The organism is Mesorhizobium sp. M7A.F.Ca.MR.148.00.0.0, assembly GCF_003997735.1.
In the GTDB taxonomy this organism is placed as follows: Bacteria; Pseudomonadota; Alphaproteobacteria; order Rhizobiales; family Rhizobiaceae; genus Mesorhizobium.
This window is the reverse complement of the sequence record NZ_RZTB01000081.1, coordinates 1-11815: the sequence shown is the minus strand read 5'-3', so window position 1 is coordinate 11815 and position 11815 is coordinate 1. Positions and strand designations below refer to the sequence as shown.

Genomic DNA, 11815 nt, shown 5'->3' with positions numbered 1-11815 from the left:
GCGGCGACATAGTCGAGCTCGCGTTCGGCCAGCACCGCCGAGCGCACGGTGCGCGCGATGATCGGCGCGAAGCTCAGGCCGATGACGACGATGACCGTGGTTTTGGAGGTGCCGAGCGCGACGATGGCCAGTAGCGCGACGATGACCACCGGGATCGCCATGAAGGCTTCTAGGATGCGGCTGACGACATCGTCGACGAGGCCGCGAAAATAGCCGGTGACGAGGCCGAGCGCCGTGCCGGCCACCGTCGCCAGCAAGGTTGCCAGCGGTGCGACGGTCAGGATGTCGCGCGAACCGACGATGACGCGCGAGAAGACGTCGCGGCCGATCTGGTCGGTGCCGAACCAGTGTTCGGAAGAGGGCGGCGCCAGCGCGTTGATGATGTCGTCGGCGAGCGGATCGTAAGGTGCGAAATGCTCGCCGAACAGCGCGCAGGCAACCCAGAACAGCACGATGGCGAAACCGACAAGGAATGTTCGCGAGCGCAGCAGCGAGAAAAAGACTTCCGCCAGCGGGCCGCGCCGGCGCGTGTCGTCTGGTGTCGGAGAGCTGGTTTGGACAGCGCTCATTGATCTGACCCCAGCCGGATGCGCGGATTGAGCACGGAATAGAGGAAGTCGGCGACAAGGGTGGCCACGGCATAGACAATGCCGATGGTGAGGATGCCCGACTCCAGCATCGGGAAATCCTTGCCGCGCGCGGCGGTGAAGATCAGCGACCCGATGCCCTGGTAGCGAAACAGCGTTTCGATGACGACAAGGCCGCCGATGAGGTAGCCGGTCTGCGTCGCGATGACGGTGATGGTCGGCAGCAGCGCGTTGCGCAGCACATGCCGCCAGATCACCGTGCGCCAGGGCAGGCCCTTGAGCACGGCCGTTCGCGTGTAGTCGGAATCGAGCGCTTCGATCATGCCGGAGCGCGCCATGCGGGCGATGTAGCCGAACAGCACCAGGAACAGCGGCAGCGAGGGCAGGATCAGGTAATAGAGCTGCGTGAAGAAGCCGGCGTCGCGCGGCCATGCGGCCGATATCGGCAGCCAGCGCAGCCAGACACCAAAGATCAGGATCAGGATGATGCCGGTGACGAATTCCGGCAGCACGGTCACCGACAGGCCGCCGAGACTGATGATGCGGTCGAGCGGGCGGTTGAGGTTGAGTGCGGCGACGACGCCGCCGAGGATGCCGATCGGCACCACCAGCACGAAGGCGACCGCCGCCAGCTTCATCGAATTGCCGAGCGCATCGATGACGAAAGGCGCGACCGGCGAGCGGAAGATGTAGGACGTACCCATGTCGCCCTGGACGAAGTTGGAGATCCAGCTCCAGTATTGCGTTAGCAGCGGGCGATCGACGCCGAGCGTGTGATTGAGCGCGTCGACCGCGCGCTGGTCGGCGAACGGGCCCAATATGGCGCGCCCGACATTGCCGGGCAGCACCTGGCCGCCCAGGAACACCATGATGCTGAGTAGGAACAGCGTGACGAGCGACAGCGAGACACGCCGGACAAGGAAGGAGAGAATGGCTAGGACTCCTTGTGGAGCCAGCCCCCATGCGGGAGCTGGCTGTTAGAGGATTGGCTTTCCCTTCCGTTCAGGCCTTCGATGCCTTGTCGAGGAACAGCTGCGACATGGCGGTCGGCTGTACACCGGCCACGCCCTTCGCCGTCGCCGTCAGATAGTCGTAGAAATAGCCGAAGATGACAGGCGTTTCCTCGAGCAGCAGCTTCTGGATCTTGCCGGCGTCGGCCTTCTGCGCCTCGAGGTCGAGGGCTGCGATGTAGCTGGTCGCCAGCGCGTCATAGTCCTTGTTCTTGAAGTGTGCCGCGTTCCAGGTGCCTTCACTCTTCAGCGGTGCCGCGAGATAGACGTTCGGCACGCCGCGGTGACCGTAGTCGGTGATGCCCATCACCGAATCCAGCCAGTTCGACTTGCCGAACACCGCGTCTCCGTAATAGCCGCTTTGGTCGAGGATGTTGAGGTCGAGTTGGACACCGATCTCCTTGACCCAGTTTTGGATCAGCTGGGCGTATTCAGGGATTTCCAGGTAGCGTTCGGTGGTCAGGGTTATCTTGAAGCCCTGGCCAAGGCCGGCTGCTTCCATGAGCTGCTTGGCCTGGGCGATATCCTGCTTGCGTTGCGGCACGCTCGTATCGGTCGAAGGGTAGACGGCAGCGAACGGGCTGTCATTGCCCAGAGCGGAGCGTCCCTTCATCAGGCCGGCGGCCAGCTTGTCGCGATCGAGGCAGAGCGCAATGGCACGGCGCACGCGCGCATCCTTCAACGGGCCCTCGTCGCAGCGCATGTGCAGTTGCTGATGGGCCGACGACTTCAGGCTGATGATGTCGACGTTCGGATCATTGAGCAGAGCGACGCCGGCCAGCACGGGCATCTGGTTGATGATGTCGACCTGTCCGCCCTGCAGCGCCAGGATCTGCGGCTGCATATCGGTGAAGAAGGTGAATTCGGTGCGTTCCGGCAGTGCCTTCGGACCCCAATAGTCTTCGTTGCGGATGAAGGAGGCGCCGACCTTTGCCGTGTATTTCTCTATTCTGAACGGCCCGGTGCCGTCGAAGCTCTTCTCGTAGTCGCCCTTGTAACTCGCCGGGATGATGACGGCGTTGTAGTTGTCGGACGACAGCATGTAGGGGAAGTTGCCGTTCGGCGCATCGAGGTGGAATTCCACCGTATAGTCGTCGACCTTCTTGGAGGCGCCCTTCTGCAGGATGCCGGTGAACACCGACAGCGCATTGGACGAATTGGCCGGATCGGCAAGGCGGTCGATGCTGGCCACGACGTCCTCGGCCTTCATCTCGCCGCCGCTGTGGAATTTTACGCCCTTGCGCAGCTTGAAGGTCCACACCGTGCCATTGTCGTTCGGCTTCCAGCTCTCGGCCAGCGCCGGTTGCAGCACCAGGTCGGGACCGTCGACGCAGAGAAATTCCGCAACCTGCTGCATGACCAGCAAGCCGCCGGCGTCCGCAATGGTGACCGGGTCGATCGTCGCCGCCGGCACGCTGCTGGCGACACGGATGGTGGCGCCAGGTGCGCCCTGGGCGCGCGCCAGCGACGGCATGCCGCCGAGGCCGGCTGCCATGCCGATACGGCCCAGCAGCGGCAGCGACAGGCCGAGCAGGCTGCCGTGACGGACGAAGTCGCGGCGGCTGACACGACCGTCGACAAGGCCGTCGATCAGGTGATTTTCAAGCGGCGTGCGATTGCGCCGGATCAGGTCGAGAATGCCAAAGTTCTTGCTCATGGGTTTTTACCCTTTCCCCTATTTCTTATGGTTGACGAAATTTCGTGGATTGCTCCATTTTTCGGCCGCCCGAGCGGTCTGTCGACCGAAACCTTAGCATGCGGTTTTGTCCGGTCCATCCAGTCGTGGCGTGGACGCGCCGGCTTCCTGGCTGCACTGCTCCATCGTCTTGTCCAACCTTCCTGACCGAAGTCGCGCGGTTGGCTTCTCGTCTCTTGGCCGCTGTCTGGCCGGCTGCCGCCGTCTAGTTCAGCGGCAAACGGCGATAGGTTCCGGGCTTTGCCGGGTCATGATACTTGTTGCACGGTCCTTTCTCGGTAAAGTCTCTGTGACAGGCAGCGAGGTTCTCGCGCGACAAGGTGACGCCGAGACCGGGACCTTCCGGAATGCGCACGAAATTGTTCCTTGGCGAAAACGGCCCTTCCTCGGTGACATCCATCGGCAGCATGCGAAACAGCGACTGGTTCGGCTCCCTGATCCAACCAAGTGCCGCGCACAGGTGCAGATAGGCGGCACTGCCGATGCCGCTGTCGCCGCTGTAGCACCAGAAATCGATGCCGGCGTGCTCGCAGGCGCCGACGAAGCGCAGCAGCCGGCCTATGCCGCCATGCGTTGTCGGGTTGCCGACGAAGGCGTCCGGCACCTTGGTTTCCATGGCGCGCGCAATGTCGATGTTGTGGGTCGAGAACGGGATCGAGCAATGGCGCCGCAATTCGCGCATCTCCTCGATCGTCGCCACCGGATCCTCCCAGTTGCGCACGCCGAGGTCTTCCAGCGGCCGCGCTAGGCGACGCGCGGTGCTGAGCGAATAGGCCTGGTTGGAATCGATGCGGATCATGGCAAACGAGATGTTCGGATCATCGGTCGAGAACTTGCCTTCGAAGAAGGTCGTTCCGTGCGTCTCGTGCAATTCGACGCAATAATCGGCGACTTCTTCCGGCGTCGTCTCGCCCTTCACCTTTGGCCCATCACCGCGCAGCGAAAAATAGTCGGTGAACGGGATGTCCTTGCGCACGGCGCCGCCAAGCAACTGGTAGAGTGGCTGGTCCCACGCCTTGCCGCGCAGGTCCCACAACGCCATCTCGATGGCGCCGAAGGCCATGATGCGGGTGCGGTCGTTGATCGACTGCACGCCGGTCCAGAAGGGCAGGCAGACATGCTCGGCGCCGGCGATGTCGAAGGCATCGCGCCCGACCAGCCGTGGCGCCAGGACATCGTTGATGATCGCGGCCGCCGCCGGCGTCGGCAGCCGTGGCGCCAGGACATCGTTGATAATCGCGGCCGCCGCTGGCGTCGGCGCTTCGCCGAGGCCAATCAAGCCATCCTCGGTCTCGACTTCAACAATGGTCGGCGAAAATCCGTCGAGTTCGCCGAACACCCAGGCATAGGGTGCTTCGAGGCGCAGATTGATCGGCGTGGCTTTGATCCCGCGGATCTTCATCTCAGCGGCCGACCTCGAAGAAAGGCTTGCCCAGCAGGTCGGGAACGACGTCGATGCCGAGGCCCGGTCCGTCCGGAATGCCCATGCGGCTGCCGGTGACCGGCGGCATGTTCGACGCCGTGCGCACCGTCACCCATTCATGGAAGGCGATGGCATGCAGCCGGCGCTCTTCCGGCGTCGACAACGACAGATGCGCCATGGCCGCGGTGTCGATCTCGGCGCCGCCCGTGTCCTCGACCGTGATCATGAAGCCGAGGTCGACGGCAACGTCGCGGATCTGGCGCGTCTTCGTCACCCCGCCAAGGCGCGAGATCTTCAGGGTCAGCCCGTCGGCCGCACCCAGGCGATGAATTTCCAGCATCGCCTCGAGCGAGGTGACGGATTCGTCGAGCACCATCGGCTTGTCGAGCATGCGGCGCACCGACATGTTTTCATCGATCGTGGTGCAGGGCTGCTCGAACGTGTAGTCGATGCTGCGCGTCGCGTCGGCGAACTGGCGAGCCTGATAGGGCGTCCAGCCGGCATTGGCGTCGCAGAAGATGACCGTGCCTTTCGGCACTGAGGCGGCGACCGCGGTGACACGTTCGATGTCGTCATGCACATTGCCGCCGACCTTGACCTGTAGCCGGTGGAAGCCGTCCTTGACGATGCGCTTGGCCAGCGCGGCCATGGCGTCGACGCTGCCGTGCGTGACGACCTTGTAGAGTTCTGCGGTGTCGCTTTCCTTGCCGCCGAGCAGCGTGACCAGCGGCACGTCGGCGGCGCGCCCCGCCAGATCCCAGCAGGCCATGTCGAGCGCCGACTTGATGTAGGGATGACCCTTGAACACCGTGTCCATCAGCCGGCCGATGCTGGCTAGTCCGCGCGGATCATGGCCGATCAGATGCGGCGCGATCTCGACCACGCCGGCGCGAACGCCGGCCGGGAAGGCGGCCGAGTAAAAATTGCCGAGCGGCGCCATCTCGCCCCAGCCGGTGATGCCGCTGTCTGATGCGATGGACACGATCACAGCGTCGAAGGCGTCGGCCTCGCGCCCCTTGGACATGCGATAGGGCCCGTCCACGAAGGGCTGCACGACATGGTAGGCCTTGATGGTTTGGATCTGCACGTGTCTTGTCCGCTGTCTGTGGTGTTGGGAACGGGTCAGGCGCCCCTCGACGGGCGCTGTTCGAGGCCGCGCGCGTAGGCAAGCAACTCCTCGAAATCGAGATCGATGTGCTCCCTGGCATGGCGCTGGGCGGCACGCATGTCCTTGCCCTTTAGCAACCGCACATAGGTCTCGTGAACGTCTTCGGCCGGCACCGGCTCATTGCGGGCATGCTGGTGGAGCGCAAAATACATCTGCAGCCGGCTGGTCAGCCGCTGCCAGGTTTCCAGCAGCACCGAATTGTCCGCCCATTCGTAGATCAGGCCATGCAGTTGCAGCGCGGTTTCGATTTGGCGTGTCGTGTCCAACGCACGGGTCGCCTGCTTCACGGCTTCGTGGCGCCGGTCGAGCTCGTCGAAAAAGCGCTGGTCGCGCAGCGGCCACGCCCGCTCGATGGCCAGCTCGTCCATCACCTTGTTGAACGAATAGGCATCGTCGATGTCCTTGGCTGTGACCTCGATGACGAAGGTGCCGGCATAGGGGATGCTGGTCAGGATGCCTTCCTGGACCAGTTCGCGCATCGCCTCGCGCAATGGCGCGCGGCTGACCCGCATCTGCTCCGATATCCTGAGTTCGTTGAGCTTCTGGCCGGGCGCGAGCTGGCCGGTCAGGATCGCACGCCGTAGCAGCGCGACGATCTCGGCGCGTCGCGTCGTGTCCGCGATCGGACTGAAATCCGCTTTCGCCATTCGGCCGCTCCCAGGGAAATCGAAAGCAAGACAAGCAGATTGTCGACAATCTAACAAGAGGTCATCTTCGGATTCTTGGGGCCGCTGGCATATTGCCTCTTCGGTCTCAGGCGGCACGGCCGTAGAAGCCGACGCGCTCCTCGGCGCTGAACATCACGCCGGGCTTCTCATAGTAGGAAAACACCGCGATCATGCGCTCGCGCTCGCCTTCGACCGTGGTGACGCGATGCGCGGTGTTCTTGCCGCGGAAGACATTCAGCGTGCCGGGCTTCATGCGCAGGATCTTTGCATCGGGGTCGCGCCCCTCCAGCAGCCTTGCGACTCCGTCATAGTTGGGATTGTCGTCAGATCGCAGATCGGTGCGGTATTCGAGGTCGCCGCCACGCTCCGCTGCCTGCAACAACAGCGTCGTCGTGAATTCGGAACGATCGAAATGCCAGTTCAAAGCCTCGCCGGCGCGATAGGCCATGACATTGGTTCGCGCCAACGGATCCTGCATGACATGCAGCCTGGTCTTGCCCATCGTCGCTGCCAGGAAGCGCAGTAGCGGTTCGTATTCGTAGATGGCGAGCACGACACTGCCCGGAATCTGGTCGGCACAGACGGTGTGGCTGATGGTCTCCACCTTGCGCAGCGCCGGATGGTCGGGTGCAAGCTCGGGAATGTCGGGCTTGAAGTAGATGTTGTGCATCCGCTTGTGCACATGCGAGCGCGCGGCCATCACCGGCTGGATTTCGCGCACGGCTTGTTCCGCCACGCCGGGGCGCAAAAACCCTTCCAGATTGAACATGCCGTCGGCTTCGAGCGCGGCGACGGATTGTTCGACAAGGCGCTGCCATTCGGCGCTGCCTTCGCGGTCGAGCGGATAGCGATCGAGATCGAGGATGTCTTTCATCGTCATGGCTCCGAAGGTTTCGAGCCTATGAGACGGCAAAAAATCTTTCTCTCAACGCCGAAAATAGTTAGGATTGGCTAAGAAAAACTTACGGAATCGATGTGGAACGGCTACCTCCGTTGAATGCGATCAAGGCTTTCGAGGTTGCGGCGCGTGCCGGCAGCTTCACTCTGGCCGCCTCTGAACTCGGTGTGTCCTCTGCAGCGGTCAGCCAGCAGATACGCAATCTCGAAACATGGTTCGGCAAGCAGCTGTTTGTGCGCAGCGGCAATCGCATCGCGCTCACCGACGCCGGCCACGCTATCTATCCGCAGACCGCGAAGGCTTTGGGAGACATCGCCGCTATAGGCCAGCGCATGCTGGAGGGCGGGATGCGGACGCGTCTGGTCGTCAGCGTGCCGTTCTCGCTGGCCGAACTGTGGCTGGCGCCGAGGCTGGCCACGCTCCTCGATGCCTTCCCGCAGATGGCCATCGATGTCCGTGTCGAGGACGATCCGGTCGACCTGATGCGCCAGAACATCGACCTGCGCATCAGCTATGGCGATTATCATTATTCCGGGCTGAAACTTGTTCGTCTCGTCCATGATGATGTCCTGCCGGTCTGTGCGCCGGAATTCTGGCACCGGCACGGCAATGGCGATCCGAGTCTGGCGGATTTGCACGAGAGCCAGTTCATCCACACCAATTGGGGGCCGAACTATGCCTCGCACCCGACCTGGGCTGACTGGTTTGCGGCCTCCGGCGGCAGCCGCTCACCCGACCCGTCGCACGGGCGGCGCGTCGGCCTGTCCAGCCTTGCGATCGCCTCGGCAAGGCTGGGCCTGGGCATCGCGCTTGGCCAGCGGGTCATGGCGCGCGCCGATCTGGAGGCCGGTCGGCTGATTGCGCTCTCCTCCGTCTCCGTGCGCCTCGGGCATCCCTATTGTGCATTCATGCCGGTGGCCAAGGCCGACCGCGCCGATGTTGCCGGTCTGGTGGAACTGCTCAGTCGAGCGGCGCCCGCGACCTGTGGGAAGGTCGGGGCGCCGCGCTGAAGCCGGGTCCTGACGGGGGTGTTCAGGTGGCCGGCTTTTCCGGTATCGGCGATACAGGCGCTCCGGGTCCGATCTTCTGCAGATTGCCCGTGATCACCTGGTCGCCCTCGGCGACGCCGCTGAGGATGGCGACCTGACCGCCGCTCGTCGGTCCGAGCGAAACCAGCCGCTGGTCGACCGTGTTGTCCTTGCCGACGACATAGAGATATTTGCCGAGCTGGCTCGAGCCCAGCGCCGTCTGCGGCACCATCAGCGCGTCGGCCTGCTCTCTCACATGCAGCCGGACACGAACATATTGGCCGGGCAGCAGCGTGAACTTGCCGTTACCGATCGTTGCGCGCGCCGTGATCGTGCCGGTCGAGCGGTCGACCGAATTGTCGATGAAGGTAAGCTCGCCCTTCTGGCTGGCCTCGGTCTGGCCGGGGAGCAGCACCTCCACTTCGATCGGCCCGTTTGCGCGGGCTTGCTCGATCTCGGCCAGATCCGTCTCGCTCGGGTTGAAGGTGACGTAGATCGGATCGAGTTGCACCAGCGTGTTGAGCACGGTGCCGGCAACGCTGACCAGCGTTCCGACCGAAGCCTGGTTGCGGCCGAGACGCCCGCCAAACGGCGCCCGGATTTCAGCGTAGCTCAAATTGAGCTCTGCCGTGCGGACCGCCGCCTGATTGACCGCCAGCGACGCCTGTGCCTCGCGCAAGGTGCTGGTGCGCTGGTCGAAGCCGTCCTTGGCGAGGTAGCCGCTCTTGGCGAGCTCGGTGCCGCGACCGAGGTTGGAGCGGGCATAGTCGAGCGTCGCCGTATCGCGCTGCACTTGCGCCTTGGCCTGGTCGAGAGCCGCCTGGAAGTCGTCAGGCGAGATCTTGTAGAGAAGATCGCCTTGCCGGACGTCGACGCCGTCGGCTGCGGTCTGCTCCTGCAGATAGCCCGGAATCCTGGCCTGCAAGGTGATGCTGCGGATCGGTTCCGTCCGCGCGGCATAGTCCAGGTAGATCGGGATCGTCTTCTTGACGACACTGACCACCGGCACAGGCATGACGAATGCCGCCGGAGCAGGCGTCGCCGCGGCCGTGCCGGCATTGAGGCTGAGGTTGCCCATGTCGAGCAGGTGGACGCTGGCCACCGAGATCGCTCCCAGTGCGACGGCCGTTCCCAACGCGATTTTCCATTTACGCATGATCAGTCTCCAATCTTATTCGGCCGCTTCCGCCAGGGGGCGCAAGGCGGGCTCAGTCGTTGGTTCATTGTCTTGAGAGGCGGGCTCGTCATTGCCGCGGCGTTCGCGCAGCTGCTCGATGACCGCGTAGAACACCGGAACGAACACCAGCGACAGGATGGTCGCCGCGACCATGCCGCCGAACACGGTGGTGCCGATCGACTGCCGGCTTGCCGCACCGGCGCCGGTCGCAAACATCAGCGGCAGCACGCCGAGGATGAAGGCGAAGGCCGTCATCAGGATCGGCCGCAGCCTGAGCCGTGCCGCCTCCATCGCCGCGTCGATGATGCTGAGGCCTTCTTCGCGCCGTCGCCTTGCGAACTCGACGATCAGGATCGCGTTCTTGGCCGCCAGGCCGATCAGCATGACGAAGCCTATCTGCGAGTAGACGTCGATCTGCATGCCACGCAGCAACAAGGCCACGAAGGCGCCGAACAGGGCCAGTGGCACCGCCAACAGCACCATGAACGGCATCGCCCAACTCTCATACTGCATCGCCAGGATCAGGAAGACGAAGACGATGGCGAGGCCGAAGACGACGGACGCGATCGATCCTGCCTTGAGCTCCTGGAAGGTGATGCCGGTCCATTCGAAACCGAAATCCCTTGGCAGCGCAATGGCGGCGGCCCGTTCCATCGCGGCAACCGCCTGGCCCGAGGAAAAGCCGGGTGCGGCACCGCCATTGATCGAGGCCGAGGCATTGTTGTTGTAATGCGGCACGGTCTCCGGGCCGACGAAGGGCACGAGTTTGCCCAGGGTCGAGAGCGGCACCATGCCGCCGGAGGCATTGCGCACATAGAGCCGCGAAATGTCGGCGGCACCCGCACGTGCATCCTTGTCGGCCTGGATGGTCACCCGGAAGGTGCGGCCGAACAGGTTGAAGTCGTTGACGTAGAGCGAGCCGAGATAGATCTGCAGTGTGTTGAAGACATCGGGCAGATTGAGGCCGAGCAGCTTGGCCTTGCTGCGGTCGAGGTCGTAGTTGAACTGCGGCGTCGAGGTCGAGAATGGCGAGAACAGCTGCTGCGGGTTGATTTCCGGCTGCTTGCGCGCCTCGGCGATCACGGCTTGGGTCGCATCGTTGAGGGCTGAACTGCCGCGGCCGGTCAAATCCTCGACGACGAATTCGAAGCCGCCTGTGGTGCCGATACCCGGGATAGAAGGCGGATCGAAGCTCAGCGCGAAAGCTTCCGGAATCTGCATCAGCTTGCCGCGCACATCGGCGACGAGCTTCGACGCGCTCTGGTCGGGGCCGCGCTCCTCCCACGGCTTCAGGATGGCGAATTCGACCGCCGAATTCGACTGCGCCGCACTGGTCAGGAAATTCAGGCCGCTGATCGAGCCGACAATCTCGACGCCGGGCGTCGCCTGCAGGATGTCGCGCGCCTTCTGCGCCACCGCGTCGGTGCGTTCCAGCGACGCGCCGTCGGGCAACTGGATGACGACGAAGAAATAGCCCTGGTCCTCGACCGGAAGGAAGGTCGAGGGCAGGCGCTGCCAGACGAAGTAGGTGGCGACCAGTCCGGCCGCGAACAGGCCGAGCATGATCCAGCGCAAGCGGATGAGGATGCGCACGCCATTGGCATAGGCATGCGAGAGCCTGTCGAAGCCGGTGTTGAACCAGCGGAACGGGGCGAACTGCGTCTCGCCGCGATGGCGCAGGAAGGCCGCACTGAGCGCGGGACTGAGCGTCAATGAGTTGAAGGCGGAGATGCCGACGGAGATCGCCACGGTCAGCGCGAACTGGTTGTAGAGCTTGCCGGAGACGCCGGGAATGAAGGCGACCGGCACGAACACCGCCATCAGCACCGCGGTGGTGGCGATGATCGGTCCGGTGACCTCGCGCATTGCGGCCTTGGTCGCCGCAAGCGGTTTGAGCCCGGCCTCCAGCTGTCGTTCGACATTCTCAACCACGACGATGGCGTCGTCGACGACGAGGCCGATCGCCAGCACCATGCCGAGCAGGGAGAGCATGTTGAGCGAGAAGCCGAGCATCTCCATGACGACCAGCGTCGCCACCAGCGACACCGGAATGGCGATGGTCGGGATGATTGTCGTGCGCCAGCTTTGCAGGAAGATGAACACCACGGCGACGACCAGCACCAGCGCTTCGCCGAGCGTGATCAGCACGTCATGCATCGA

Annotated in this window: 10 protein-coding genes; 1 reads left to right on the top strand and 9 read right to left on the bottom strand. The window is 63.7% G+C overall.

Annotation, left to right across the window (positions count from 1 at the left end; translation table 11 throughout):
- From EOB49_RS37935 to EOB49_RS23885, 7 genes are all read right to left on the bottom strand, one after another.
- A partial coding sequence (locus tag EOB49_RS37935; protein ID WP_245472813.1) for an ABC transporter permease occupies positions 1 to 569 on the bottom strand: 569 nt, incomplete at its 3' end.
- Positions 566 to 1519: an ABC transporter permease gene (locus EOB49_RS23910; protein WP_127270253.1), complete on the bottom strand. Its 954-nt coding sequence runs from the start codon at positions 1517 to 1519 to the stop codon at positions 566 to 568. The genes EOB49_RS23910 and EOB49_RS37935, both read right to left, overlap by 4 nt.
- Positions 1520 to 1589: 70 nt before the next feature.
- The gene (locus tag EOB49_RS23905) at positions 1590 to 3254 is read right to left on the bottom strand and encodes an ABC transporter substrate-binding protein (RefSeq protein ID WP_127382418.1); all 1665 of its coding nucleotides are present in this window, start codon (positions 3252 to 3254) and stop codon (positions 1590 to 1592) included.
- A 244-nt stretch (positions 3255 to 3498) separates the two neighbouring features.
- Positions 3499 to 4695 carry a mandelate racemase/muconate lactonizing enzyme family protein gene (locus EOB49_RS23900; protein WP_127382417.1) on the bottom strand — a complete coding sequence of 399 codons (1197 nt, stop codon included), beginning with the start codon at positions 4693 to 4695 and terminating at the stop codon, positions 3499 to 3501.
- 1 nt (position 4696) lies between these two features.
- The gene (locus tag EOB49_RS23895) at positions 4697 to 5803 is read right to left on the bottom strand and encodes a mandelate racemase/muconate lactonizing enzyme family protein (protein WP_127382416.1); all 1107 of its coding nucleotides are present in this window, start codon (positions 5801 to 5803) and stop codon (positions 4697 to 4699) included.
- A gap of 35 nt (positions 5804 to 5838) precedes the next feature.
- Positions 5839 to 6531: a GntR family transcriptional regulator gene (locus EOB49_RS23890; RefSeq protein WP_023808713.1), complete on the bottom strand. Its 693-nt coding sequence runs from the start codon at positions 6529 to 6531 to the stop codon at positions 5839 to 5841.
- A gap of 106 nt (positions 6532 to 6637) precedes the next feature.
- Positions 6638 to 7426 carry a 2OG-Fe(II) oxygenase gene (locus EOB49_RS23885; protein WP_127382415.1) on the bottom strand — a complete coding sequence of 263 codons (789 nt, stop codon included), beginning with the start codon at positions 7424 to 7426 and terminating at the stop codon, positions 6638 to 6640.
- Positions 7427 to 7527: 101 nt separating this feature from the next.
- On the opposite strand from EOB49_RS23885, the gene EOB49_RS23880 reads away from it, so the two are divergent.
- A complete protein-coding gene (locus tag EOB49_RS23880) occupies positions 7528 to 8460 on the top strand; it encodes a LysR substrate-binding domain-containing protein (protein ID WP_127382414.1) in 933 nt (310 codons plus the stop codon).
- A gap of 22 nt (positions 8461 to 8482) precedes the next feature.
- On the opposite strand, the gene EOB49_RS23875 is transcribed toward EOB49_RS23880, so the two are convergent.
- Positions 8483 to 9634, bottom strand: a complete 1152-nt coding sequence (locus EOB49_RS23875; RefSeq protein WP_127268585.1) for an efflux RND transporter periplasmic adaptor subunit — start codon at positions 9632 to 9634, stop codon at positions 8483 to 8485.
- Between the two features lie 15 nt (positions 9635 to 9649).
- Positions 9650 to 11815 (bottom strand): efflux RND transporter permease subunit (locus EOB49_RS23870; RefSeq protein ID WP_164781784.1); only part of this gene is annotated, 2166 nt, incomplete at its 5' end.